Annotated in this window: 28 protein-coding genes and 1 riboswitch; of the genes, 13 read left to right on the top strand and 15 right to left on the bottom strand. The window is 59.0% G+C overall.

The window, feature by feature from the left end; genetic code table 11:
* From A3730_RS12525 to A3730_RS12515, 3 genes are all read left to right on the top strand, one after another.
* A partial coding sequence (locus A3730_RS12525) for a cbb3-type cytochrome c oxidase subunit I (protein ID WP_197477467.1) occupies positions 1-719 on the top strand: 719 nt, incomplete at its 5' end.
* Between the two features lie 21 nt (positions 720-740).
* Complete coding sequence (locus A3730_RS12520) at positions 741-1,319, top strand: cytochrome c oxidase assembly protein (protein ID WP_063520101.1); 579 nt, start codon at positions 741-743, stop codon at positions 1,317-1,319.
* A gap of 28 nt (positions 1,320-1,347) precedes the next feature.
* Positions 1,348-2,229, top strand: coding sequence for a cytochrome c oxidase subunit 3 (locus A3730_RS12515; protein WP_063520100.1), 882 nt, complete (start codon positions 1,348-1,350; stop codon positions 2,227-2,229).
* A gap of 288 nt (positions 2,230-2,517) precedes the next feature.
* Here A3730_RS12515 and A3730_RS12510 read toward each other — a convergent pair whose 3' ends face one another.
* The 3 genes from A3730_RS12510 to A3730_RS12500 all read right to left on the bottom strand — a co-directional run bounded on the left by A3730_RS12510 (position 2,518) and on the right by A3730_RS12500 (position 6,950).
* Complete coding sequence (locus A3730_RS12510) at positions 2,518-3,183, bottom strand: alpha/beta hydrolase (RefSeq protein ID WP_063520099.1); 666 nt, start codon at positions 3,181-3,183, stop codon at positions 2,518-2,520.
* 2 nt (positions 3,184-3,185) lie between these two features.
* The gene (rapA, locus tag A3730_RS12505; protein ID WP_063538157.1) at positions 3,186-6,095 is read right to left on the bottom strand and encodes an RNA polymerase-associated protein RapA; all 2,910 of its coding nucleotides are present in this window, start codon (positions 6,093-6,095) and stop codon (positions 3,186-3,188) included.
* Between the two features lie 69 nt (positions 6,096-6,164).
* On the bottom strand, positions 6,165-6,950 hold the full coding sequence (locus tag A3730_RS12500; protein ID WP_063521356.1) for a helix-turn-helix domain-containing protein: 786 nt from the start codon (positions 6,948-6,950) through the stop codon (positions 6,165-6,167).
* A 166-nt stretch (positions 6,951-7,116) separates the two neighbouring features.
* On the opposite strand from A3730_RS12500, the gene A3730_RS12495 reads away from it, so the two are divergent.
* From A3730_RS12495 to A3730_RS12470, 6 genes are all read left to right on the top strand, one after another.
* Complete coding sequence (locus tag A3730_RS12495; RefSeq protein WP_156501190.1) at positions 7,117-7,527, top strand: hypothetical protein; 411 nt, start codon at positions 7,117-7,119, stop codon at positions 7,525-7,527.
* Positions 7,520-7,867, top strand: a complete 348-nt coding sequence (locus A3730_RS12490; RefSeq protein ID WP_082872358.1) for a DUF4345 domain-containing protein — start codon at positions 7,520-7,522, stop codon at positions 7,865-7,867. Before A3730_RS12495 ends, A3730_RS12490 begins: the two co-directional genes overlap by 8 nt.
* 226 nt (positions 7,868-8,093) lie before the next feature.
* Positions 8,094-8,273: a hypothetical protein gene (locus A3730_RS12485; RefSeq protein WP_063520194.1), complete on the top strand. Its 180-nt coding sequence runs from the start codon at positions 8,094-8,096 to the stop codon at positions 8,271-8,273.
* 13 nt (positions 8,274-8,286) lie between these two features.
* Positions 8,287-8,478: a DUF1272 domain-containing protein gene (locus A3730_RS12480; RefSeq protein ID WP_039926291.1), complete on the top strand. Its 192-nt coding sequence runs from the start codon at positions 8,287-8,289 to the stop codon at positions 8,476-8,478.
* Positions 8,465-9,346 carry an alpha/beta fold hydrolase gene (locus A3730_RS12475; RefSeq protein WP_063520193.1) on the top strand — a complete coding sequence of 294 codons (882 nt, stop codon included), beginning with the start codon at positions 8,465-8,467 and terminating at the stop codon, positions 9,344-9,346. Before A3730_RS12480 ends, A3730_RS12475 begins: the two co-directional genes overlap by 14 nt.
* A gap of 57 nt (positions 9,347-9,403) precedes the next feature.
* Positions 9,404-10,135, top strand: a complete 732-nt coding sequence (locus A3730_RS12470) for a glutathione S-transferase family protein (protein WP_063520192.1) — start codon at positions 9,404-9,406, stop codon at positions 10,133-10,135.
* A 60-nt stretch (positions 10,136-10,195) separates the two neighbouring features.
* Here the strand turns inward: A3730_RS12470 and uca are convergent, their stop codons facing one another.
* From uca to A3730_RS12415, 11 genes are all read right to left on the bottom strand, one after another.
* Positions 10,196-13,786, bottom strand: a complete 3,591-nt coding sequence (gene uca / locus A3730_RS12465) for an urea carboxylase (RefSeq protein ID WP_063538155.1) — start codon at positions 13,784-13,786, stop codon at positions 10,196-10,198.
* A 77-nt stretch (positions 13,787-13,863) separates the two neighbouring features.
* Positions 13,864-14,505 (bottom strand): urea amidolyase associated protein UAAP2, encoded by a 642-nt coding sequence (locus A3730_RS12460; RefSeq protein ID WP_063518973.1) that lies wholly within the window; start codon positions 14,503-14,505, stop codon positions 13,864-13,866.
* A 43-nt stretch (positions 14,506-14,548) separates the two neighbouring features.
* Positions 14,549-15,283, bottom strand: a complete 735-nt coding sequence (locus A3730_RS12455) for an urea amidolyase associated protein UAAP1 (protein WP_063518974.1) — start codon at positions 15,281-15,283, stop codon at positions 14,549-14,551.
* A gap of 10 nt (positions 15,284-15,293) precedes the next feature.
* Entirely contained in the window at positions 15,294-16,082 is a 789-nt protein-coding gene (locus A3730_RS12450) for an ABC transporter ATP-binding protein (RefSeq protein ID WP_063518975.1), read from the bottom strand.
* Positions 16,082-16,915: an ABC transporter permease gene (locus A3730_RS12445; protein ID WP_063538153.1), complete on the bottom strand. Its 834-nt coding sequence runs from the start codon at positions 16,913-16,915 to the stop codon at positions 16,082-16,084. The genes A3730_RS12450 and A3730_RS12445 overlap by 1 nt, the downstream gene beginning before the upstream one ends.
* Positions 16,916-17,020: 105 nt before the next feature.
* The gene (locus A3730_RS12440; RefSeq protein ID WP_063518977.1) at positions 17,021-18,085 is read right to left on the bottom strand and encodes a putative urea ABC transporter substrate-binding protein; all 1,065 of its coding nucleotides are present in this window, start codon (positions 18,083-18,085) and stop codon (positions 17,021-17,023) included.
* A 56-nt stretch (positions 18,086-18,141) separates the two neighbouring features.
* Positions 18,142-18,281, bottom strand: a riboswitch (guanidine-I (ykkC/yxkD leader).
* A gap of 296 nt (positions 18,282-18,577) precedes the next feature.
* Positions 18,578-19,354 carry a dienelactone hydrolase family protein gene (locus tag A3730_RS12435; protein ID WP_063518978.1) on the bottom strand — a complete coding sequence of 259 codons (777 nt, stop codon included), beginning with the start codon at positions 19,352-19,354 and terminating at the stop codon, positions 18,578-18,580.
* Positions 19,355-19,396: 42 nt separating this feature from the next.
* Complete coding sequence (locus A3730_RS12430) at positions 19,397-19,723, bottom strand: hypothetical protein (protein WP_231880494.1); 327 nt, start codon at positions 19,721-19,723, stop codon at positions 19,397-19,399.
* A gap of 61 nt (positions 19,724-19,784) precedes the next feature.
* Positions 19,785-20,366 carry a glutathione peroxidase gene (locus tag A3730_RS12425; protein WP_063518980.1) on the bottom strand — a complete coding sequence of 194 codons (582 nt, stop codon included), beginning with the start codon at positions 20,364-20,366 and terminating at the stop codon, positions 19,785-19,787.
* A gap of 167 nt (positions 20,367-20,533) precedes the next feature.
* Complete coding sequence (locus A3730_RS12420) at positions 20,534-20,896, bottom strand: HopJ type III effector protein (protein WP_063521480.1); 363 nt, start codon at positions 20,894-20,896, stop codon at positions 20,534-20,536.
* Between the two features lie 80 nt (positions 20,897-20,976).
* Positions 20,977-21,372 carry a hypothetical protein gene (locus A3730_RS12415; RefSeq protein WP_063521471.1) on the bottom strand — a complete coding sequence of 132 codons (396 nt, stop codon included), beginning with the start codon at positions 21,370-21,372 and terminating at the stop codon, positions 20,977-20,979.
* Between the two features lie 98 nt (positions 21,373-21,470).
* Here A3730_RS12415 and A3730_RS12410 point away from each other — a divergent pair, with 98 nt between their 5' ends.
* The 4 genes from A3730_RS12410 to A3730_RS12395 are packed head-to-tail and all read left to right on the top strand — an operon-like array spanning position 21,471 to position 23,791.
* A complete protein-coding gene (locus A3730_RS12410; RefSeq protein ID WP_063521470.1) occupies positions 21,471-21,779 on the top strand; it encodes a GIY-YIG nuclease family protein in 309 nt (102 codons plus the stop codon).
* Between the two features lie 40 nt (positions 21,780-21,819).
* Complete coding sequence (locus A3730_RS12405) at positions 21,820-22,449, top strand: LemA family protein (protein WP_197468806.1); 630 nt, start codon at positions 21,820-21,822, stop codon at positions 22,447-22,449.
* An 11-nt stretch (positions 22,450-22,460) separates the two neighbouring features.
* A complete protein-coding gene (locus tag A3730_RS12400; RefSeq protein ID WP_063538151.1) occupies positions 22,461-23,180 on the top strand; it encodes a YgcG family protein in 720 nt (239 codons plus the stop codon).
* Positions 23,180-23,791, top strand: a complete 612-nt coding sequence (locus A3730_RS12395; RefSeq protein WP_063538149.1) for a TPM domain-containing protein — start codon at positions 23,180-23,182, stop codon at positions 23,789-23,791. Before A3730_RS12400 ends, A3730_RS12395 begins: the two co-directional genes overlap by 1 nt.
* A gap of 543 nt (positions 23,792-24,334) precedes the next feature.
* Here A3730_RS12395 and A3730_RS12390 read toward each other — a convergent pair.
* Entirely contained in the window at positions 24,335-25,903 is a 1,569-nt protein-coding gene (locus A3730_RS12390) for an AMP-binding protein (RefSeq protein ID WP_063538147.1), read from the bottom strand.
* Positions 25,904-25,911: the final 8 nt, after the last annotated feature.

Raw genomic sequence — 25,911 nt, 5'->3', positions numbered from 1 at the left:
CGACTGCCTCCATTGCGCTGCTGTCCTTTGTCGTGTGGGCTCACCACATGTTCACCGTGGGCATGCCGCTGGCCGGTACCCTGTTCTTCATGTACATGACCATGCTGATCTCCGTGCCTACCGGCGTGAAGGTGTTCAACTGGGTCGCAACCATGTGGCGCGGGTCCATGACCTTTGAGCTGCCGATGAAGTGGGCGATCGCTTTTGTGGTGCTGTTCACTTGTGGTGGTCTGTCCGGCCTGATGCTGGCGATCACCCCGGTAGACTTCCAGTACCATGACACCTACTTCGTGGTGGCGCATTTCCACTACGTGCTGGTGACCGGTGCGATCTTCTCCATCTTCGCTGCGGCCTACTACTGGCTGCCGAAGTGGTCCGGGATCATGCCCAACAAGACCCTGGGTGAGCTGCACTTCTGGAACTCCCTGATTTCCGCCAACTTGCTGTTCTTCCCCATGCACTTCGTGGGTCTGGCTGGCATGCCGCGTCGTTACGCTGACTACGCGCTGCAGTTTGCGGACTACAATTTCTGGATTTCCATTGGCGGTTTCTGGTTCGGCCTCTCGCAGTTGTTGTTCCTGGCTGTGGCCGTATTGTGTGCCATGAAGAAAGGCGAGAAAGCCCCGGCCAAGCCGTGGGAAGGTGCTGAAGGCCTGGAATGGGAAGTGCCGTCACCGGCGCCGTTCCACACCTATGACACCCCGCCGGTGGTCAAGTAACAGACACATAACGAGGGCACTATGAGCGAGAATCAGCAACTCAGCGTGGAGCAGCGCAACAAGCGCACGCTGAAAAAGCTGTTGATCTGGGCGGTGGCCATGTTTGGCTTCGCCTTCCTCATGGTGCCCTTTTATAACGTTATCTGTGATGTCACCGGACTGAATGGAAAAACATCGAGTACGGCCGCCACCCAGGCGCCTGAAAATGTGGTGGCAGACCGTACCGTGACTGTGGAATTCATTACCCAGAAGGGCGACGGAATCAGTGGTGAATTCACTTCTGAGACCAAGCGGGTCAAGGTGCATCCGGGGGAAATTACGCTGGTGCACTTTTTCGCAAGCAACCCGACGTCATCGGACATGATTACCCAGAGCATCCCGTCGGTAACACCGGGGGAAGCGGCTCGATACCTGCACAAGACGCAGTGTTTCTGCTTCGATCAGCAGACCTTGCTGGCAGGTGAGCGCAAGAACATGCCGATGATTTTCTATCTGGACCCGGACATTCCCAGTCACATTAATCAATTCACTCTGTCGTATACGATCTTCGATGTGACAGAGCGGGTCGCCGGTAAAAACAACAGCGTGGCTGCTAACTAGAACAGCCGGTTGTAGAGGAGATTTTTTAATGGCTACTGAAAAGTATTACGTTCCCGAGAGCAGCCCCTGGCCGTTGACCGCGTCCATCGGTTTGTTCATGACCGCCATTGGCGGTGCGCACTTCATTCAGCAGAGCACCATGGCAGACATGGAGCCCAGTTTCTTCGGCAAGCCCCTGTTCTTCCTGGGTCTGACCTGGTTACTGATAGTGATCGCCCTGTGGTGGCGTGACACGATCAAGGAATCTGTGGGTGGCTTGCACAGTAATCAGCTGGGCGGTTCCTACCGTCAGGGCATGCTGTGGTTCATCTTCTCCGAAGTGATGTTCTTCGCGGCCTTCTTTGGCGCCATGTTCTACACTCGCTGGTTGATTCTGCCGTGGTTGTCCGGGGAAGGCAGCAACGCCATGACCCACGAACTGCTGTGGCCGAACTTCCAGGCCATGTGGCCGCTAACCGTGACCCCGGCGGGTGATACCACCCAGGCCATGGGAGCATGGGGGCTGCCGGCTATCAACACGGCTATCCTGCTGGTGTCGTCCATCACGCTGACCATTGCTCACCACGCCTTGCTGGAAGGCAAGCGCGGTACCCTGATCGCTTTCCAGGCGGCCACGGTGGTGCTGGGGATCATCTTCCTGTTCCTGCAGGTGGAAGAATACATCCACGCTTACACCGAGCTGGGTCTGACCCTGGATGCGGGTATCTACGGTAGCCTGTTCTTCCTGCTCACCGGTTTCCACGGTGCACACGTGACCATCGGTACCATCTTCCTGTTTGTGACCCTGCTGCGTGTGATCAAGGGGCACTTCGATGAAGAGAATAACTTCGCCTGGGAAGCGGGTGCCTGGTACTGGCACTTTGTGGACGTGGTGTGGCTGTTCCTGTTTATCACGGTGTACTGGTTGTAAGAGACGCTGCACGCGTCACGCGACAGGCAACACAAAAAAGCCGCGCCCCGAGAGGGACGCGGCTTTTTTTGTGGCTGGTGTTTGATGCCAGATGCATGACGGAAAAAAGCAGAGAGGAAGGGGGTGTTCTGTGGGAGCTTGCCCACACACAGTAAGGGGTCAGGAGTAGGTCTGATTAGGCGTAGCCGTAATCAGACATTCAGCGTGAATGGGGCCTGCCGCCGAATTCTTCGCCCGCAGGCTGGCTCCCACAACTGAGCAAGGGAGCCAGCCCAGCCTTGTCAGGCGTTAGGCGTTCGGCATCAGGCGTTGCGTAATCCACTGGCCAATATCCCGAATCTGTTCCAGGCAGACCATGTGCTCCATGGGGTAGCTGCGGTATTGCGGGGTATAGCCCAGTTCAGTCAGGGTGGCTGCGGCCCGTTGGCCCAGCTGTTCCGGTACCATCGGGTCCATGCTGCCATGGCAAATCATTACTGGCAGGGCGGCATTGGCCTCGCTGGGTGTGACGGGCATGGCCATGTAGGTGGAGAGAGCAAGCAGGCCGGCCAGAGGCTTGGGCTGACGCAGGGCGGCCTGGTAGGCAACGGCACCACCTTGTGAGAAACCCGCAATAATGATGCGTTCGCTGGGAATGCCGCGGGCGATTTCCCTCTCGATGAGTGCATCTACCGCGTCCGCTGAGGCCAGAACGCCGGCTTCGTCCACTTTGCGGTCGATATCCATGGCGAGAATGTCGTACCAGGCGGGCATGACCATGCCCCCGTTCACCGTAACGGGAATCTGCGGGGCATGGGGAAAGACAAACCGCACGGGCAGGTCCGCAGGCAGCTGAAGCTCGGGGACAATGGGCTCAAAATCGTGACCGCTGGCGCCCAGGCCGTGTAGCCAGATCACACTGGCGGTGGCTTGGGCTGATGGTTCAATTTCAACGCAACGCAATAGATTACTCATGGTCAGTCTCCTCCCGAGACAATAATTCGCACGGCTTCAAGTTGGCACTGAGCTTCGCTGAGGCATTTTTCCAGAGCCTGTGTTTGCGCTTCCAGGGCTTCTACTTCTTCATGACGGACCGCCGGGTTTTTGGCTTGCAGGGCTTTCAGGCGAGCCAGCTCGTGGGCTTGTTCGGCGCGCATTTTTTCCTGGGCAGCGGCAATAATGCTTTCGGCTTCCTGACTGGCGCTGGTTTCGTCGGCTTTCAGCAATTTTTCCAGCAGGGGTTTCTGACTGCCAACGATCTTGCGGCTGAGAGGCTTGTCCATCTTGTGGCATTGCTGGCTCAGGCCGTCGTGGCTGATGGCCTGGCTGATATTTTTGCCATTGGCATCCAGCAGGTGACGAATTACCGTGGTGGGCAGGAAGCGGTCTGCCTGCAACTGTTTGGGGGCAATGGCATCAACGGTATAGATGGCTTCGATCAGCAGGGTGCCAGCCTTGATTTTGGGATTTTTGAGCAGGCTGACGGCGGCTTTGCCACGGTGTTCGGTGAGCATCATCTCCAGGCTGCCGGTGACCATGGGATGCTCCCAGGTCAGGAATTGCATGTCGTCGCGGGCCAGTGCGGTGGCCCGGTTGTCGGTCATGGTGACGCCTTCTTCCGGCAGAGCGGGGAACGCATCGCGCATGTGCGGGCCGGGTTTGAGGATGATGGCCGTGTCGGAATGATCTTCCTGTTCCACGCCGTAACGATCAAAGATGCGCTGCATGAAAGGCAGAGGGCTGTCGTCATCGGCCGCAATCAGGTCGGTGATCAGCGCCTCGGCTCGCTCACCGTCGAACGAACTCAGCTCTAGCAGTCGGTCGCGGCCGGTCTCCAGTAGCGTATGCAGTTCGTTAGTGATGGTGCGGGTATCGTCGACCAGCGCTTCGATGGCGGTGTATTCCGGGTCGCCGGTAAGCAGTGGCTCCAGCGCGTCGCGGCTGCGCAGGTAGATGTCGTGGCCGGCCGGGTTGGTGTGCTCGAAGGCGTTCATGCCGTCGTGATACCAGCGGAACAACACCTCCTGGGCGTGCTGCTCGAAGTAGGGCACGTGAATCTGGATATCTTCGCTCTGGCCGATACGGTCCAGCCGGCCGATACGTTGTTCCAGCAGGTCCGGGTTCAAGGGCAGGTCCAGCAGCACCAGATGATGAGCAAACTGGAAGTTACGGCCTTCGGAGCCGATTTCCGAGCAAATCAGCGCCTGGGCACCGTCGAAGTCATCGGCGAAAAAGGCGGCGGCCCGGTCCCGTTCGATCAGGTCCATGTCTTCATGGAACATGGCCACGTTCATGCCCAGCTTGTAGTTACAGTGGGCATGCAGGTCGGTGGCGGTGTGCTTGCTGGCACAGATCACCAGCACCTTGTCGTGACGATGCTGTTTGAAAAAGTTTTCCAGCCAGTTCACTCGGGGATCCAGGCTGCACCAGCGATCATCGTGGAACAGGGTTTCCGGGTGCAGGTGGCCGTCAATTTCTTCGTCGCTGTCGTATTTGTATTCGTCCGGCAGCGTCAGCGGGATGCCGTGCGCGTGGCGGGCCGGGAAGCCGGCGATGTTGTGGCGGGTATTACGGAACATGACGCGGCCGGGGCCGGAGCGGTCCAGCAGTTCCGTGAGGATTGCATCGCGGTCCGCTTCGTCAATATTCATGTCCGGCAGCAGGGCAACGGCTTCTTTCTTCAGTGCTGCATCCCAGCTGGGTTCGTCATGCAAACGGCCAGCCAGCGCCGCCACATCCTGATAGTGCGCTTGCTCGTCCTTGAAGGCCTCCAGGCTGGGGTAGCGTTCCGGGTCGAGCAGACGCAAGCGAGCGTAATGGCTTTCCAGGCCCAATTGTTCGGGTGTTGCGGTGAGCAGCAACAGCCCACGGGCCTTTTGGGCAATGGTTTCCACTCGCTGGTAATCCTCACTGGCCTGGCCAGCGGACCACTCCAGGTGATGGGCTTCATCCACCACCAGTAGATCCCAGTCGGCGGCGGCTAGCTGCTCGATATCGCACTCACTGAGAAAGTCGGTGCTGCACAGAATCAGCTGCTCGCTGAGGAACGGGTTGTCGTCACCGGAGGCTGCGCGGACGGAATCTGAGTCGCCGGCAGTGTCTTCGTCCGGTGTGTTTTCCTCTTCAATGATTTGCGCGAGCATGTCCTTGATGCTGGTTTCCGGCTGCAGGGCGTTAAGGCGCTCGGCATCAAAGATAGAGAAGTGCAGGTTGAAGCGGCGCACCATTTCCACAAACCACTGGTGCACCAGTGGGGAAGGCACCACCACCAGTACCCGCTTGGCCCGGCCGGTGAGTAGTTGCTGATGCAGGATCAGGCCGGCTTCGATGGTTTTCCCCAGGCCCACTTCATCGGCTAGCAATACCCGTGGGGCAAAACGGTTGGCCACCTGGTCGGCGATATACAACTGGTGGCCAATCAGGTCGATGCGCGGGCCACGCAACCCCTTGATGGTGGATTGCTGCTGGCGGCAGTGCGCATTGAGGGCGTCGATACGCAGTTCAAACCAGCGATTGGAAGACAGTTGATTGGACAGCAGGCGGTCCAGTGCCGCCGTCAGGCGCAGGGTGTGACCCAGGTTGGTTTCCGGCACCGGCTGAATATCGTCCGGGCTGCCATCTTTCGGGTGCGCCATGTAGACCTTGAGGCCGTTGAGCTCGTTGACTTCGGTGACCACCAGCTCCATTTCATCGGCGGTGCGGATGGTGTCGCCGCTGTCGAAGGTGACCCGGGACAGGGGGGCATTGTTCTTGGCGTAGGTGCGCTCTTCCTCTACCGCCGGGTATTCAACGGTGACCAGTCGGTAATCCAATTCCTTGATGATGCCGAGGCCCAGCTCGGTTTCGGATTCGCTCAGCCAGCGTTGGCCGGGGATAAAGTCAGTCATTGTTGCTGCCGGTGATTGCTTGGGGGGCGAATTATACGGGTTTGTACGCCCCCCTTCGATGGGTGAGGCCTATTGAATCTGATTTCGGAACCAGCGGCGGGTGGCCTCATCGGCGGGGAAGTAATGTTCGATGCGCAGTTCTTCCATGACCACATCCAGCGCGGTGCCAAAGCTGGCCAGGGTGGAGAAGCTGCGTAGCCGCTGGCCGGCCAGCTCAATGTCCAGGGCCATCATGGGCGCGCTGTGATCATTACCGGGTGGTTGATGCAGCAGGGCGTCCAGATCGGCCAATTCCGCCAGCCGATCAAGCAATGTGGCCAGTGCCGGGTCAGGGCGAGCTTGCTGGTCACGGTGCAGGCGGCGCAGCAGGAAGGCGGCCACCTCATCCCAGTTGCGCAGAAACGGCCGATAACCCTGGGGATGGAACACCAGTTCGACCACATTGGCGGTCTGTGGAAAAAGCCCGCGCTCCTCAATCATCAGGCCCATCAGCCGCTGCTGAGCCTCGTTGGCCATTAATACATTCCAGTGGGCATCGAGGACGACGGCAGGCAGCGGGTTGTGGTTTGTGAGCATGACGCTCAGCGCTTCGCGCACCGGTGCCATGCTGTTACTGCTCAGGTCCGTTTCGGTGAAGGCAGGTGCGTAACCCGCCGCCAGCAGTAGTCGATTCGTGTCCCGGCAGCTTAACTCCATTTCCAGTGCCAGACGTTTGAGCATGGCAGGGCTTGGCTGGCTGCGTCCGGTTTCGATAAAGCTCAGGTGCCGGCTGGATACGTCGGCCCGTAACGCCAGTTCCAGTTGGCTGAGGCGGCGGGCTTTACGCAGTTCCGCGAGTATCTGGCCAGTCTGCATCGGGGCTCTCACTTTTCTGTGGCGGATCAGCATGGTCATGGCCGCCAGGCTTCGCCATTACCTCTGGGGTAATTGTTTCACTTCCTTGTTCAGCAGAGGCTGAATCTAACACTAACCGGCCCGTTGCGGTAATTCGCGACCAAAGCCAGAAAACTGGAGGTGCATCATGCCCTGGAGATCACTTAAACATGCTCTGTTATTCAATGCTGTCTGCTCAACGTTATTGGGAGCGGCGCTCTTGCTGGCCCCGGGCTGGCTGGCGTCACTGATGGGGGCGTTCAGCCCGCAGATACTGATGATTCTCGGGGGCGCCTTGCTGGTTTTTGCAGCGGATGTGGTTTTTGTGGCCACGCGCAAACCCATATCGTCCGGGCCGGCTAAGATGGTGACACTGGCGGATCTGGCCTGGGTGCTGGCAACGCCGGTGGTCATGCTGCTGGGGGCTTCGTGGTTGTCATTCTGGGGGCATGTTCTGCTGCTGGATGTGGCGTTGCTGGTAGCGTTCTGCGCCCTGTGTCAGTGGCGGGGACTGCAGCGGCAAGGGGCACAACCCGAGCAGGGCACTGCTCATGATTGAAATGACTGCGTTGGCGTTTCTGTTGATGGGGGCGGTGGCGCTGGTGTCGCCCCATTCGATAACGCGGTGGGTGGCGATAACCGCGCTGCCCGTGCCGGCCCGCAGCGAAGTCCGCGCTGTGTATGGCGGCTATGGTGTGGCAATGGCTGTGTTGTTAATGGTGTGTCGTGATCAGCCGCAATGGCGTGACGGGGTGGTGGTGAGCTTGTCGATGGCCTTGCTGGGCATGGCGGCTGGCCGGTTACTGTCCTGGCTGGTGGATCGCCGCCTGGATCGTTACCCCGCATTGTTCATGGTAATAGAAATCGTTCTGGGGCTGGGGTTGCTGAACTCGCTTTAGGGCTCATTTACGGTTCTTCACGGGTTAGAGTAAATAGCATGCTTCTCGATGCCGGATGCCTGACGTAAAGCCCCTTGCCTGAGCGACTGTCGTCGGGCATCCGGCGTCCAGCGGTTGCCGGGCGGGCTAATGAGACAAGTTCTGAAGCCGGCTGATCACTCAATTCCGCGATGAACCTAATTTACGGTATGCTCTGGTTACCAGTTGTAGTCATGGTGCTGAGCTAATGGGCGATATTCTGCCGTTCAAAAAACCGCAAAAGAAGATGCCAAAAAAAGGCATGTGTCAGCACGACTTTCACAAGTGGGTGATCTGCAAGGAAAAGCAGTTTGATGTGAAGCAGGGAAAGCTGGTGACGGTATACCGCTGTGATCGCTGCGGCAAAGAGAAAGTCAAAGCGCACTAATCGGATGATCCAGATGCTTGAAATGCGATCCAGTTGTGAAAGTTGCCAGTGTTCCCTGGCGGCCGATGCAGAAGCCTATATCTGCTCCTATGAATGCACCTTCTGTGTGGACTGCTGCACCATCCATGCAAGCCGCTGCCCCAATTGTCAGGGTGAACTGGTGAAACGCCCCCGCCGTCAGGAGGCCAGTAATGAAAGCGGCTGAGCCAATGTCTCTGCCTGGCGGCGCAGGCTATACCTTGCCGGTCAACTGGTACTCGGCAGAAAGTGCCAGCGGATCGGTGATTTTAATGGCGGCACTAGGCATGGGGGCGCGTTTCTATCAGCCATTGGCGCAGGCATTACAGGCGGCCGGGTTGAACGTGGCCTTACTGGAACAACGAGGCCATGGCGACAGCCCCTGGCGCCCGTCGCATCACTGCGACTGGGGCTTTCGTGAGGCTTTGGTCAATGAAATACCTATGGCGCTGGACTGGGTGAAAAGCCGTTCTTCGTCCTTGCCGGTTTATCTCATGGGACACTCTCTGGGCGGCCATTATTCTGCCATGGCGGCTGGTGTTTACGGTGAGCAAATAGACGGCATTATTCTGGCTGCCTGTGGCAGCCCCTGGCTGGGTGGCTTTACCGGTAAGACCCGCCGCAAGCTGAAAGTTCTTTGCGCCATCATCCCGCCTGCATCGGCGTTGTTGGGTTATTACCCTGGCGACAAATTGGGGTTTGGCGGTCGTGAAGCCAGAACCCTGATGCAAGACTGGCTGGCCCTGGCGAAAACCAACCGGTATCAGGCCAATGGCTTCAGCGACGACCTGGATTGTGGTATCGCGCAGTATAGTGGGCCGGTGTTGAGTCTGCGCATGGCGGATGATGCCTTTGCGCCGCCCGCGTCGGTGGAGGCGGTAAACGAAAAATTCATCGCAGCGACCGTGAGCAATGTGTTGCTGGATAAGCAGGCATTGAATGACCGTGCAGATCATTTTCGCTGGGCACGTTCTCCGGCGGCGGCGGTGAAAGAAATTGTCCGCTGGCATGAAAAAAACGGCGCACAAAATAATAACGGCGGTCATAACACTTGACCCACACTATTTATTTTTTCATGTGATCCGCAATTAACTCACTAAAAGGATGCCCGTATGGCCATCGTCCTGCACCAATTCCCGATTTCCCACTATTGCGAAAAAGTGCGCTGGGCACTGGACTACAAAGGCGTGGATTACCGGGTGAAGAACCACCTGCCAGGCCTGCATTTGAAGAAGATGAAGGCGGTGGCGCCGTTCAGCAGTGTGCCGGTGCTGGAGCACGACGGGCACTACGTGCAAGATTCAGCGGCCATTATCAGCTATCTGGATACGCAGTTCCCGGCCCGCTCATTGACCCCGCAGAGCCAGGAGGAACGAGAAGAGGCGCTGCGCTGGGAAACGTTCTGCGACGACAATATTGGGCCGCACGTTCGCCGTTACTGTTATCACACCTTGCTGGACCACCCGAATTTGGTGATTCCCTTTTTTGCCAAGGGTGGGCCGTTCTGGGGGAAGGCATTTTTGCGGGCGATTTTCCCGAAATTACAGGGGCTGATGCGCAAGGGAATGCAAATCCGCGAGCCCCATGTCAGCGACAGCCGTGTGGCTCTGGAGCAGTCTATCCAGACCTTGTCACAGGCTTACCAGGGGCGCACCTACCTGGTGGGTGAGCAATTCTCGCGGGCAGACCTGGCGGCAGCCAGCTTGCTGGCGCCGCTATTTATGCCACCGGCGTACGGGCTGGACTGGCCTTCCTCCATGCCTGAGCCCTTGCAAACCTGGGTGAACGGCCAGGCGGAACATCTTGCTCCTTATCGACGTTTTTATCAGGAGGAAAGGGGTTGATGCCCAACGCCTCCTATTCTGCATGAACCGCGCCGAGGGTAACCATGATGTGGACTGGTCCTAATCCAGCACCATGATGGCCTGGCCGACATTGATTTGCTGGCCTTCCTGCCGAGTGAGGGCAGCAACCTTGCCTGTGGCGGGGGCGTAAATTTCTATTTCCATTTTCATGGATTCCAGTACCGCCACCACATCGCCCTGACTCACGTTGTCGCCTTCCTGCACCTTCAGTTTCCAGATGCTGCCCGCCACCGGGGATTCCACGGGGGTGCCTTGCACATCGTCAGCGCCGTTGTCCGCGTCCAGATCCTGTTCTGACTGGAAGTTGATCTGGCCACTTTCCACCCAGCGTTGCAGCTCTTGATCAAAGGCCCGGTTGCGGGCATCGGTGAAGGTGGCGATATCCTGCTGGTTGTCATCGAGAAATTGCTGGTAGGCGTTCAGGCTGAACGTGGTCTCTTCCACCTGAATCGGGTACTGCCCCTTGGGGAAATCCCGGCGTATTTGCTTGAGTTCCTCGTGGCTGACTTCGTAGAAACGAATCTGGTCGAAGAAGCGAAGCAGCCAGGGCTGGTCAAACGCCTCTGTCTGGCGGTAGCGATTCCACATCTGCAGGGTGCGCCCGACAAACTGGTAGCCGCCGGGACCTTCCATGCCGTAGACGCACAGGTAGGCGCCGCCGATGCCCACGGAGTTTTCTGCCGTCCAGGTGCGGGCCGGGTTGTACTTGGTGGTGACCAGACGGTGTCGTGGGTCGTAGGGGGTTGCCACCGGGGCACCCAGATACACATCGCCAAGGCCCATCACTACATAGCTGGCGCTGAACAGGATCTTTTTGACCTCGTCCACGTTATCCAGCCCGTTGATGCGGCGAATAAATTCCAGGTTGGAGGGGCACCAGGGGGCATCCTTGCGTACGGACTGCATGTATTTTTCGATGGCCTGATGACAGGCCTCGTCATCCCAACTTAGTGGAATATGGACAATGCGTGAGGGCACTTCCAGGTCGTCCTGCTGCTGCAGGGCGTGCTCGGCATCGGCGAGTGTTTTCAGTAATGCGTGGCGCGGCAGGCGCATTGGATCGAAATGAATCTGCAGGGAGCGAATACCCGGTGTCAGTTCGATAACGCCATCCAGTTTTTGTTCTTCCAACCACAACATCAGGGCGTGGGCACGAAAGCGCAGGCGCAGGTCCAGTACCAGCGATCCATATTCCACCAGCAGATAACGATCCCCTGCGGCGCGGTAGACCACCTCCACACCGGCCTCGTCCGCCGACAGGGTGTTGAGAACCGGTGTGGTGATGGCGGTGCTTTCTACCTGTTTCACCGGGGCAGTCATGGTGGCGACGCAGGCGTCCTGCTCTTCCGCCAGTGCATCCGCGTCTGCCAGGCTGATGGCGTCGAACCGTAAGGTGTCCCCGGCTTTCAGCTGACCGAGTTTCCAGCGGTCCGCGAGGATCACGGTGGCCGGGCAGACAAAGCCGCCGAGTGAGGGGCCGTCGGGGCCGAGGATCACCGGCATGTCGCCGGTGAAGTCCACCGTGCCCACCGCGTAGGCATTGTCGTGAATGTTGGACGGATGCATGCCGGCTTCGCCGCCGTCACTGCGCGCCCAGGTGGGCTTGGGACCTACCAGGCGAATGCCGGTGCGGCTGGAGTTGTAATGCACCTGCCAGTCGGTGGAGAAGAACATGGCCATGTCGTCGTTGGTAAAAAAGTCCGGGGCGCCATGGGGGCCGTAAATAACGCGCAGGGTCCAGTGATTGCCGAGCACGGGCTTGAGGGAGTCTGGCACGGTTACTGAGTCCGGTGTCGGCGCTGCTTCCTGAAAATGCAGAACATCGCCGGTGTGCAGGGCGCGGCCACCATGGCCGCCAAACTGTCCCAGGGTGAAGGTACTGCGCGAGCCCAGATAGGGTGTGCACTGCAGGCCGCCGGCCACGGCCAGATAGGCGCGGGCCCCTTCGCCGCTGACCTTGCCCAGCTTGAGGATCTGCCCGGGCTGTATCGCGATGACGCAATAGGAGGCAACCGGCTGATCATCCAGTGTGGCTTGCATGTCCGCACCGGTGAGGGCGATGCGGGTGGCCTGGTTGAATTTCAGCGTGGGACCATTGAGGGTGAATTCGAGTCCGGCGGCGTTTTCTTCGTTTCCAAGCAGGCGGTTGCCCAGGCGGAAACTGAGATTGTCGAACGGCCCGGACGGCGGCACGCCCACGGGCCAGTAGCCGCTGCGCCCAGGGTAGTCCTGCACGGTGGTGAGTGTGCCGCCGGCCAGCACGTCCATGGTGAACGGCTGATAGCGGAAATCGTTCAGGTAGCGGGTGGTCATTTTACCCTGGGAAAAAGTCGGGTCGGCCAGAATGGCACGGATGTAATCCCGGTTGGTTTCAATGCCTTCGATGCCGGTTTCTGCGAGGGTGTTGTTCAATGCCGCCAGAGCAGCATCGCGGCTGGCTTCGTGAACGATCACTTTGGCCAGCATGGGATCGAACAGGGGGGACACCGTCAGTCCGGCTTCCACCCAGTGATCAATGCGGCGCGATTGCCCGTCTGCATCAGGGAACTGCACGGCGGTAAGCAATCCAGCGCTGGGCTGGAAATCCTTGTTCGGATCCTCCGCGTAAATCCGCGCCTGGATAGCGTGGCCACAGGCGGTCAGGTTGGTGCCGAGTTGATCCAGCGCGGGCAGTTCCCGGGCGGCCAGTTGCACCATCCATTCCACCAGGTCAACGCCATATACCTGTTCGGTGACACCGTGCTCAACCTGCAGGCGAGTATTCACTTCCAGAAAATAAAAGGCGTTGCTGTCCTGGTCGAGAATAAATTCCACAGTGCCGGCGTTACGATAATGAACGGCTTCCATGAGGGTTTTTGCGGTGGCATGCAAGTCTGCGCGCACCGCATCTGGCAGGTTGGGCGCGGGGGTTTCTTCGAGCACCTTCTGGTGGCGACGCTGGGCAGAGCAATCCCGTTCGCCCAGGGTGATAGCGTTGCCTTGGCCATCGCCGAAAACCTGCACTTCGATATGGCGAGCACGGGCGATATATTTTTCGATGAAGACGCCGTCGTTGGAAAAATTATTGGCACTTAGGCGCCGAACCGTATCCCAGGCTTTGTCCAGGCTGGCCGCGTTTTCGCAGACCTGCATGCCGATGCCGCCACCGCCGGCGGTACTCTTCAACATGATCGGGTAGCCGATGCTGTCGGCGGCGTTTAGCGCGGCGTCTTTATCGGTGAGCAGTGGGGTGCCAGAAAGTAACGGGACACCGGTATCTGCCGCCAGGGCGCGGGCGGTATGTTTCAGCCCGAAGGTGTTCATCTGTTCCGGTGTGGGCCCGATAAAGGCAATTCCGCGCGCTTCGCAACCTTTGACAAAATCCGGGTTTTCACTAAGAAAACCGTAGCCGGGGTGCACCGCATCCACGTTGTGCTCTTCCATCAAGGCGAACAGGGCATCCTGATTCAGGTAGGTATCCCGGGCGCTGCCGTCGCCAAGACAGTAGCTTTCATCGGCCTGGGTGATGTGCAGGGAGTCCCGGTCGGCTTCGGCGAAAACGGCCACGGCGGTGATGCCCATTTTCTTCAGGGTACGGATAACACGAGTGGCAATGGCTCCGCGGTTGGCAATCAGCACTTTGTTGAACATGAGAGTGTCTCTTGGCGGTAGCGGGCCGTCCCGCTATGAATTCTTGCGCTGTATCCGGGTCGTCCCGGCAGGCGCGATCAATCGTTCCAGATCAGTACTTCAATTGGTGTCGGGTTGTAGCCGTTGCAGGGGTTGTTCAGTTGCGGGCAGTTGGAAATCAGGATGACCACATCCATGCAGGCGGTCAGCTCCACATATTTTCCTGGTGCGGAAATGCCGTCCTCGAAGGTGAGGCCGCCGTCGGCGGTGACCGGCACATTCATGAAGAAGTTGATGTTATGGGTGATGTCACGTTTGCCCAGAGAAAATTCCGGATGCTGGTTAACGGCGAGCATCCAGCTGTCACGGCAGGCATGCATGCAGCGCTTTTCCAGATCGTAACGCACGGTATTGCTTTCCGTAGCACAGGCGCCCCCCAGGGTGTCGTGACGACCGCAGGTGTCGGCCACGATTTTCAGCAGCGGGTTTATCCGGTTGGACATCAGCGTGGTGCCGGCGGTGAGGTAGACATTGCCCTGTTCGCGGATGGTGTCCATGGCGCTGTAGCGTTCTCCTGGGTCAGCGGCGCTGTAGAACAGGGTGTCGGCGGCCTGGTTGCCTTGCAGATCCAGCAAACGCACGGTCTGGCCCTGCTTCACGGTATGAATGAAGTAATCACCTGCCGCCACCACTTCGCGAAAACTGGCCTGGTTCGGTTCACGTTGGCTTTCTTTGATCATGTGTTTTCCCTTGTTGCGTGATGCTTGTTACGTGCGGCGGGCCTTACATGCCCAGGTGATAAAGTCGGTTGTTCTCGAAGGCGCGGGTATTTTCCGGACGAAAATTCTTGCAGTAATCATCGTCGGACACCGGTGGTGCTTTGAACATTTCGATACCTACCGGCTTCATCGGGTAATCCTTCGCAGGATTGAGCGGATGGGGGCAGCTGTTCAGGATGACCAGGGTGTCCATTTCAAAACGCAGGGTGAGACTGGCCCCGGCTTTGGCCGCAGATGAATCGAATATCAGGTTGCCGTCTTTATCGGTGGCGACTTTGGAAAAAAGATTCAAATTGGCGGCCATGTCCCGTTCGGTGAGGCCGTATTTCGCCAGCTCCGTAAGGAAGCTGTGTTCGCCGCTCAGGGTCCACTGGTTGTGATGGTCCTGATAGGTTCTTACCGGATATTTTTCCTGTAGTTTTTTTTCGCTGAGTGTTCCGCACACGGACTCATGCCAGCCGAAGTCGTCTTCCACAATGGACGCAAATACCCGGCCCATGTCGGAATACAGGCAGTTGCCCCGGGTCAGTTTGAAGGTGTGTTGGCCTTTCAGGGTGTCGGGGGCGTTGTAGCGTTCCAGCAGGTCTTCCGGGTTGTACATCAACAGGCCCAGGTTGGCGCCGCCTTCCAAATCTGTAAAACGCAGTTGCATGCCCCGGCGTACCCGCAGCGACCAGTGGGCACTGCCGGGCAAGGTGGTTTGGTAGAGAGGCTCGTCATGGAGAGAATTCGTCGTCATGGTGATCACCTTAAAAGCTGTCGATGGCGCGGCTGGTGTTGTCCACGCTTTCGTTAATGGAGGTGAGGGTGCCGGTCTGGCAGTCGCCCACAGGCAGGTCATAGGTCACGCGGGCGCCATAGGCTCCGGGGGCTTGCGGGTCCAGGCGGGGCTTGTCGAATACCCACAGGCGGGTGCCCAGATAGAAGCCTTCGTTGATGTCATGGGTGATCATGAACACGGTGAGCTTTTGTTCTTTCCACAGGGACAGCACCAGCTTGTGCATGTCGGCACGGATGCCCGGGTCCAGAGCGCCGAAAGGCTCGTCCAATAGCAGGATGCGGGGTTTTTTGATCAGTGCCTGGGCGATGGCCAGGCGTTGTTGCATGCCGCCGGACAGTTCGTGGGGGTACTTGTCAGCGGCGTGGCTGAGGCCGACGCTGTCGAGCATTTCCAGTGCCTGCTTTTTCAGTTGCCTGTGGCGCTTTCCAAAACTGAAACCCAGCCAGCGGTTATGTTGCAGTTCGCCGCCGAGCATGACGTTTTCCACCGCAGTGAGGTGGCTGAGTACGGAGTAACGCTGGAACACGACGCCACGGCTTTCATCCGGTTCGGCTGGCAGAGGTTTGCCATCCAGCAATAGCGAACCACGGGTGGTTTGTTCGGTGCCCAACAGCAACTTCAGAAAAGTGGTCTTGCCGCAGCCGGAGGCGCCGACGATGGTGATAAATTCGCCTTCTTCCACCGTGGTATTGAGACGCTCCAGCACAACCTGGTCGCCGTACTCTTTCCACAGGTTCTTCATTTCGATAATCGCCATTATCCCTGCCCTCCCTGAAAGCCCTGCTGGTGGAACCAGGGGTAGCGCCAGTGGGAATAGCGGTTGAGCAGAAAATCGATAGCGAACGCCAGCAGGGTGATCCACACCACGTAGGGAAGAATCACATCCATGGCCAGGTAGCGGCGTACCAGGAAGATCCGGTAGCCCAGCCCTTCCGTGGCGGCGATGGCTTCGGCGGCAATCAGAAACAGCCAGGCCGGGCCCAGTGACAGACGCACGGCGCTGATCAGCCGTGGCATCAGTTGTGGCCACACCAGGCGAGTAATGATTTGCCAGGTGTTGGCGCCCAGCGTCTGCATCTTGATGATTTGTTCGCTGGGAATTTCCAGTGCCCGCTGTTGCAGGTCGCGGATTAAAAACGGTGTGATGCCGATGATGATCAGCATCACTTTGGCCAGTTCGCCCAATCCGAAAATAATGAACAGCACGGGCAGAATCGCCATGGGAGGAACCAGGGATAACCCGGTGACCAGTGGCGACAGGGTGGAACGAATATAGGGAATGGTGCCGTTGCCAATGCCGACAACCAAAGCTGCCAGGGCACTAATGGCTACGCCGATGCCAAGCCGTTGCAAGCTGGCCAGGGTGTCGGCCCAGAGCAGGTAGTCGCCGCTGCGTTTGCTGGGTTCAAACCCCATGCGCTGGATGGCGTCCACAAAGCTGTTGAGCGGGGGCAGCAATTTGTCGTTGGGGTTGTCTGCCAGCCGTGCATCAGAGGCAAGCATGTAGAGCACCAGCAGTAAGGCGAAGGGCAGCAGCCCCAGTGCCCAGCGGCCCACATTTCCCGGCTGGCGATTAATCAGTTTCTTCATGGCAGTTCCCGGTGATTGATGTCGCGCTCAGGCCTCACGCAACACGCGGCATTTATGATGCGTGCCGCGTGCCGCGTGCCGCGTGAGGCGTGCTGCGGGCAGGGGCTACAATTTCCCTTCAGCCGCCATGGCCATGTAATCCGGGATGAAGCGCAGCTGCACATTGCTGTCGCTGCCATAGATGCCGGCCGGGGTTTCGATACCGACAAAGCCGGCATCCGGTGCGCCCTCACCGAGCAAGCCGTGCTGGAAAGAAAACTCCGCCACTTTCTGCATGGTGTCTTTCAGCTCAGCACTGTTAACGAAGGCAACGGCTTCGCTGGGCTGGTAGAACATGCGGGTGGAGACCAATTGCGCTTCGTAGCCGGCCAGGTCGGTGCCGGAGGCTTTGCCCATGAAAGTGCGGGCCGCTTTGCCGGCATCATCGTCCGCAGACATGGTCGCCATGATTTCGTACCAGGCACCGGTGAGGGCTTTGCCGAAATCCGGGTTGGCGTTGAGGGTCTCCGTGTTAACGACCATCAGGTCGATGATCTCGCCAGGAATTTCCGAGGAGTCGAACACCTTGTGGCTGTTCGGCATGCGGGTGATTTCGCTGAGCAACGGATTCCAGGTGGCCACGGCAGTGACGTCATCACTGGTGTAGGCAGACACCAGGTCGGCGTCGGAGGTGTTCACCACGGTCAGGTCTCTTTCGCTCAGCCCCACGGTTTCCAGTGCCCGGGCCAGCATGTAGTGAGAAACAGACAATTCCACCAGGTTCACGTCCTGGCTCTTGATGTCAGCCAGCGTGTCAGCGCCTTTCAGCACAACGCCGTCATTGCCGTTGGAAAAATCGCCGACGATAAGGGCTGTGGAATCCACGCCGCCGGCGGCGGGAATGGTCAGGGCGTCCATGTTGGTCATGGCACAACCGTCGTAGGCGCCGGCGGTGTACTGGTTGATGGATTCCACGTAGTCGTTGATCTGCACCACGTCGATGTCGATGTCGTACTTGTCGGCCCATTTATCCACGATTTTCTGCTGGGCGCCGTAATCCCACGGCATCCAGCCCACATAGATGGACCAGCATATGCTGAAGGAATCTTTAGCCAGCGCGGTGACCGGCGTGAGTGAGGTGAACAGGGCAAGCGCTGCAACGGCAGCGGTCTTTCGTACGGAACGGGTCATGGTGGAGCTCCTTGGCTACGGACGATGAGGAATCCAATGACAAGGTTGTCATCGTGTCCTCCCGGGCTTTTGTCCCGCCGTGTAACCCCCTGCGGATAGACGTTGTCGCGGGTCTATCGGCGCCAAGAAGGTCGACTGCTCTCGGACCAGGCATCGGCTGCTGACGCAGTCGACCGGAACCCTAGCGGTCTATTGGTGCACATTGTGTTGAGTCGGGAGCCTCTGAAAGACCTTGCATGCAAGGCGTCATTTAGAGGCTCCCTAATGGCAACAAGGCCATTCGATTCCTCTTGCGTAACAAAGCAAAGGGAGTGCCAAGATGGGCCTGGCGAGGAGGGGAAAAGGCGTGCGCCCGCGCGAGCCGTGGGCTGAGGCGAAAGCGGGAGAAAGAAAAGGGGGGTAGTGTGTGTGAGGAGGATGACCATGCCGGCACCTGAATGGGTGCCGGTATGGTGCGTGGTGCGCGGTGATGCGCAATTCTGGTGCGGGTGATTATTCCTCGTGTTCCAGGAAGTCGACCAGTGCTTGCCAGCTTACCTGGTCCGCATGGGCGCTGTAGGCCAGCGGCATTTCAAAGCGTTTGCCGGCGGCATCTGCCCCCGGGTTGGTGAAGCTGTGTTTCACGCCGGGAAAGCTGAGTAGCTGGAAATCTGCGCCAGCGGTGGTCATCTCGCTGACAAAACCGCTGACCTGTTCTGCGGGTACCATGGGGTCCGCCTGGCCGGTGGCGACCAGCACGCGGGCCTTGATGTCGCCGGCCTTGGCCGGGTTCTCTGTGCCCAGGCTACCGTGGAAGCTGGCTACCCCGGCCAGGTCGGTCCCCCGACGGGCCTGTTCCAGCACCACCGCCCCGCCAAAACAGTAGCCAATGGCGAACAGGCGGCCCGGCGCTACCTGCTGCTGTTTGAGCATCATGGTGCGGGCGGCCTGGAAGCGGGCGTTCATGGCTTGCGGGTCGGCCAGGGCGGTTTCCATGAAGCTTTTGGCGTCTTTGGGGTGGGTGGCGACTTCGCCGGTGCCGTACATGTCCACGGCCAGTGCGGTGTAACCCGCTTCAGCCAGCATGCGGGCGCGGTTACGGGCATAGTCGTTCAGGCCCCACCACTCGTGCACCACGATCACCCCGGGGCCAGGGTCTTTCTGGTCATCGTTAAGGTACATGATGCCTTTGCCCAGGCCGTCCGGCAGGGTGACTTCGGTTTCAATAATATCGGCGGAGCTGGTCTGGCCAGCGACAATCAGGGATACCAGCAGGAAAAACCGTTTCATAGACCTGTCCTTGGATGTGCCATAAGGGTGCCATAAGGCGGGTTATTTATTCTGCCAGACCCAGCGTAGTGGTTCGCCGAAGTCGTCATAAACCAGTTTGCGCTGCGGTCGGGCATTCAAGCGTTGCCGGCGGGGCTTGTGCTTGCGTGCATCAATAGTGGCTGCTACCTGGCTCAGGTCAGTGCGTTGCGCCTGACGTGGGCCATTGAACAGCACCGTCTGGTGGCCTTTGCCGGAGACTGCATCGGCGCCACTCACCCCGTTTGGCACTTCACTAATGGACCCGCCTTCGGAGAGAAAGCGTTCCATGTCGCGTTCCAGGCGATACCGTTGTTGTTCCTTGCTGTTACGAACTTTCACGGGACTCATCGGGGCTGATGGGTTGATCGATCACAATAGCAGGCTCATATGAACGCTGCCACCACGGTGGCTAGTCCGTCTGGCCTTGAGAGCCGGGCAGCGCTTGCCGGATGGCCGCTTCCAGCTTGCCGCCCAGAGGCTTTTCCGCCGCGGGGAAATGGATGATGCCGTCGCCGCTGGCGGGTACCAGGTATTTGTTGAAGTTCCACCCGGGCTCGCCGGCCGCCTGGTTCAACGCCTGGAACACCGGGTTGGCGGCATCGCCCTTGACCTGACTGGTGGCAGCCATGGGGAAGCTGACGCCGTAGTTCACATAGCAGACGCTGGCGGTATCGGCCTCATCGTCCAGTTCCTGGCGGAAGTCGTCGGAGGGGAAGCCGATGATGACCAGGCCTTGTTCACGGTAAGTCTGGTATAGCGCTTCCAGGCCCTTGAACTGTGGGGTGTAGCCGCACTGGCTGGCCGTATTGACGACCAGTGTCAGTTTGCCCGCTGTAAGGGCGCACAAATCCAGCTCGCTGCTGGCGTGCAGCTTGCGCACGGAGGCATCCAGCGCCGGGGCGCAGGCTGAGTCGGCGCCTGCCAGCGGGGGGGTAAGCAAGGGAGCCAGCAGGGCAAGCGTGGTAAGGGCATGGCGCAGGGGGCAGGGCATGCAGGGTGTCCTTTGTTTACGTCAGCGGGATTGCCGGAACGTTCGATATTGAGAGTATCGCGAAGACCGGTCAAGGCAACGCGAAGGGTCGCTCCCGGCCTTGATGGGGTTTCCTGTTCGCCGCATCAGGCGCCCGCCAGCGCTATCCACCGCTATCCACAAGCCCGCTATTTTGCCGCCAGTGCGGGAGTGTCGAACACCACCTGGCTCAGGCCGTGGCGCATGAAGGTGCGAATGTTGGCGTGGTCGCTGCCGTCCGGGTTGCCCAGTACATGCTCGCGGTAAAAATGGCCGAAGCAGGCCAGGGTCTGCGCATCGGAAAGCGTCTGGAGTTTGGCGAAGGCAAAAATCTTGCACGAGCCTTCATTGGTGCCGGCTTCGTTACGCACACTGTCATCGCCCTCACCATTGATGAAGGTGGCCGGGGTGTAATGGTAGTGCTCGGCAATGACGGCTTGTACCGCGTCGAAAGTGACGCTTTCGGGGGCGCTGTTCAGGGTGTCCAGCAAGGTGCTTAGGGAGGTGCTCATGGGGGAGTCCTGTGCGATGTAAAGCGCTGCAGGATAGCGCCAACCCTGCACAGAGTCACGGTTGGCGCGGGGGGTTATGGCTACTGCACAGCGGAATCTTTAGGCAGAACCATGCCGGTGCTTTGCAGCGGGCTACAGTTCTTGATGACCACTTTCCCTTCCAGCATGTTGCCACGGGAATATTCCCGGAAAATGCACTCGTTGGTTTCCGGGTTGTAGTTTTCGATCCACAGGTTGTCATCTTTCCAGGTGGCGCTGATGTGGTACTGCTCTTCGGGCACGGTGATATGCATGGTGCCGCCAAAGCGTTTTACGAAGACCTGCTGAAGCCAGAAGTAGTAGGCGATGGTGGCGGCCAGCCAGATGATCACAGCAATAATCAGCGCGGGCTTCCATTTTCCCAGCCGTACGCCCAGACCGAACAGCGTACCAATGACCAATGCTGCCACCAGGAACCAATAAAGATAGGTCACCATAATTGCATCCTTGTCGCTTGAGGTTTGTTGTAATGGCGCTTAAGTGCGCGCAGTGTCTCTGGCATCATACCAGCCATCGCAGGGGTGGGTGTAAAACCATGCAACAGTGGTGGGTGTATATGGTGGAGTGTGCGGACCGGTCATTGTATACCGGGATCAGCACCGAACCGGCACGCCGGTTTCACGAGCACAACACCAGCCCGAAAGGGGCGCGTTATACCCGGGCCCGCCGCCCGGTGCGCCCGGTGTTGCTACTGCCGGGGGGCGACAGGGCCTCCGCCAGTCAGCTGGAGGCACGGATAAAACGGTTAAGCCGCCGCGACAAACAACGGTTGCTGGCGGCCCTGCAAGCAGAAAAACGGCAGCGGCCGCTGTCGGTCTGGGTCGAGACGCTCAGAGAGCCGTGACGATTCTGACAACACAAACACCATCAAGGAGACCGGATCGATGACAAAGACACTGACCGCGCGGACGATGCCGCGCATGGCCACGGTGTGGCGCAGCGCCATGCTGGTATTGCTGGCAGGCTGGTTGAGCGGCTGTGGCATCAACAACATTCCTACCTATGACGAGCAGGTCAAAGCGGCCTGGTCCCAGGTGGAAAACCAGTACCAGCGCCGTGCCGACCTGATTCCCAACCTGGTCAACACGGTCAAGGGCTATGCCAGCCACGAGCAGGAAGTGCTGGTGGATGTCACCCAGGCCCGGGCCAAGGTGGGTTCCATCCAGGTGGATGGCAACATGCTCAATAATCCGGAAAAACTGAAGCAGTTCGAGCAGGCCCAGCGTCAACTGGGGTCCGCCCTGCAGCGGCTGATGGTGGTGGCAGAACGCTACCCGGATTTGAAGGCCAACCAGAACTTCCTGGCCCTGCAATCGCAGCTGGAAGGCACGGAAAATCGCATCAGTGTGGCGCGCCGGGATTACATCGCTGCGGTGCAGCAATACAACACGGAAATTCGCACCTTCCCCGGTCGCCTGTGGCACAGCTTCCTGTACAGCGACATGGAAACCCGCGAAACCTATGAAGCTACCGCCGAAGACGCGGACCAGGCTCCCTCCGTGAACTTTAACTAGGGCAGGGTTTAATGCGCTATTTTGCACTGATTGTTCTGCTGCTCAGCGCCTCGCTGTGGGCGGCGCCGGAGTTTCCGGCGCTGTCCGGCCGGGTGGTTGATGAAGCGGGGTTGCTGACCCCCGCCCAGACCCGGAGCCTCACCCAGGCCCTGGCCGCCGCAGAACAGAACACGTCCAATCAGCTGGTGGTGGTCACCCTGTCCGATTTGCAGGGCTACGACATTGCCGATTATGGCTATCAACTGGGCCGTGAATGGGGCATTGGTAGCAAAGAGAACGACAACGGTGTGCTGCTGATCGTCGCCCCCAATGATCGCAAGGTGCGCATCGAAGTGGGCTATGGCCTGGAAGGTGTCCTCACGGATGCGCTTTCCAGTGTTATCGTCCAGCAGGAAATCCTGCCGGCTTTTCGTCAAGGCCAGTTCTATGGCGGCATTCAGGCGGGGGTAACCAGCATCCAGGCAGCGATCAAGGGCGAATATCAAGGCGAACGCCAACCCCGTGACAAGCCCAGCGGCCTCAAGGCTCTGTTGATACTGATCGGCATGGTCGTGCTCACCTTCCTGCTCTCCTTTGGTGGCGGCGGTGGCCGTGGCGGTCGTCGTGGTGGTCTGATGTTCCTGCCCATGGGAATGGGCGCCGGAGGTTTCGGCGGTGGCGGTTTTGGTGGCGGCGGCTTCGGCGGCGGCGGTGGTGGTTTTGGAGGCGGTGGCGCCTCGGGAGGTTGGTAATGTTGCTGGATAACACTGCACAGGATGCACTGGCCCGCGCCATCAGCGAACAGGAGGCCCGCACCGATGCGGAAATGGTAACCGTGCTGGCCCGGCAGGCCGACGATTACCGTTACGTAACGGTCATGTGGGCGGCGCTGTTATCGTTGCTGGTGCCGGCGGTACTGTTGTTCCTGCCCGTGTGGCTGACTCCGTTTGAAGCCTTGCTGCTGCAGTGGGGCGTGTTGCTGGTGCTGGCGGTGCTGTTCCGCGTGAAGCCAATCCAGTTCCGGCTGGTGCCCCGGCGTTTGCAGCAAGCCCGCGCCGCCAGTCTGGCGCGCCAGGCGTTTCTGCAGCAGGGGCTGCATCGCACCAAGGGCGCCACCGGCGTGCTGATCTTTGTCAGCGAAGCCGAGCATTATGTGGAGATCCTTGCGGATCAGGGGATCGCCCAGCATGTGCCGGACAGCGAGTGGCAAAGCATGGTGGATGCCTTTATCGCGCACCTGAAACGCGGTGACGTGGCGAAGGGGTTCCAGGAGTGCGTGGCCGCTTGTGGCGATAAACTGGCTGCTCATGTGCCCGCCACTGAGCAGAAAAACGAATTGCCCAATCATCTGGTTATTCTCTGATTTCGGGTAATGTTCAAGAAGGGGCCATGTGGCCCCTTTTTTATGGTTCTTTGCGGATGAACGTGAAAAACACCGGTTGTGCCTGATTGATCATGGCGTTGCCAGAAATGCCGGCATTGCTGGATGCCAAACGCCTGATGCTCGAGGTTAAATAAGTCGGCTGATGCGCTGGAAGGCTAAAGCGACGAACTGGGGAGCCTCTGTAAAACGCCCAACAGCACGGCTTCTACTGATTTTGTGGGTAGTGATGCTTGCATCACGAATAACGTTGGAGTGTGGCAGGCTCCTTCTCGCAGTAGCAAGGGGGGCAGAGGTGACCAAGAGTACAGTCGGGATGCAAGCATCCTCTCCCACAATATCTACAACGCACCGCAGAAGGGGCAGGCCGGGCGCCGAGCGTTTGGCAAAGTGCCGGGTATTCGCGAACCGATCAGATGGCGAGAAGCGTGTTATTCACTCTCGTCCGTGAAGAGCCTAAAAAAACGGCGCCGCTCTGACTGCGTTCACGCAGCAGAGACGGCGCCGTAATGTAAGCCTTGAAAATTACTGGTCGCGCAGTTCGCGGCGCAGAATTTTGCCCACGGTGGATTTGGGCAATTCCGCATGCACGATCACGTGCTTGGGCACCTTGTAGGCGGTCAGCTCCTCGCGGCAGAAGGCAATAATGTCGTCCACCGGAACGTCTTCCGACAGGGCCACATGGGCACACACGGCTTCGCCGGTCTTGTCGTCAGGCTTGCCGACCACGGCCGCTTCCACAACGCTGGGGTGACGACTCAGTACGTCCTCGATTTCGTTGGGGTACACGTTGAAACCGGAGACGATGATCATGTCTTTCAGGCGATCGACAATCTTGATATTGCCATTTTCCTGCACTACACCCACGTCACCGGTGCGGAAGAAACCGTCCTTCATGGACTTGGCCGTTTCTTCCGGACGATTCCAGTAACCCTGCATCACTTGCGGCCCGCGGATCACCAGTTCGCCCACTTCGCCAATGGCCAGTTTGTTGCCGTCTTCGTCCCAGGCTTCCACCTCGGTTCCGATCAAGGGCGCGCCCACCGTGCCCAGCTCTTCGGCACCGAACTGGTTCAAGGTGGCCACCGGTGAGGTTTCGCTCAGGCCCCAACCTTCGGTAACCGGGCAGCCGGTTACCGATTGCCACAGCTTGGCGGCGGAGCTGGTTAGCGCGCTACCGCCGGAGAAGGTGAGCTTGAGGCTGGAGAAGTCCAGAGCCTTGAAATCCGGATGGCGGCACAGGCCGACAAACAGGGTATTGATACCGGCCAGGCCGGTGAACTTGAACGGCTGGATGGTTTTCACAAAACCGTCCAGATCCCGCGGGTTGGGAATCAGCACATTCATGGCGCCCAGGTTGAACAGGGCCAGCATGTTCACGGTGAACGCATAGATGTGGTACAGCGGCAGCGGGCAGACGAAAATTTCCTTGCCGGCTTCGCAACGTTCGCCCAGGCGGTCTTCCATCTGCGCCGCGTTGGCCAGAATATTGGCGTGGGTGAGGCTGGCGCCCTTGGCCACACCAGTGGTACCGCCGGTGTACTGCAGCACGGCGATGTCCTCACGCTGGGCCTTGATGGGTTCCAGCTCAGGCAGGTTGGCGCCTTCTTCCATGGCCGCCACAAAATCGTGATAGCCGTGCTGGGCCTCTGTGGGCGGCGCAATCAGGTCTGCCGGGCCGGTCACCAGCACGTGCTCAACCTGGGTGTCAGCCTTGATGGCTTCCAGCCGGTCCAAGGCGTCGGCAAACACCACCAGCGCTTTGGCGCCGGAATCACTGAATTGATGCTGCATTTCCCGCGGGGTGTACAGCGGGTTGGTGTTCACCACCACCAGGCCGGCCCGGAAAGCGGCGTACGCGGCAATCGGATACTGGTTCAGGTTGGGCAGCTGAATGGCCACGCGGTCACCCTGTTGCAGTCCGCAGGCATGTTGGAACCACTTGGCCAGATGGCGGGACTTCTCTTCCAGGTCTGCAAAGGTCAGTGTCTGGCCCAGGCAGTGGTAGGCAGGCATATCCGCATACCGCTGGCAATTATGCTCGATAAATTCGGCGGTATTGGTGAACTGCTCGTTCAGTGAAGGGGTGCTCATGGAATACT

The organism is Alcanivorax sp. HI0044, assembly GCF_001634945.1.
This window is presented reverse-complemented; position numbering and strand designations above follow the sequence as displayed.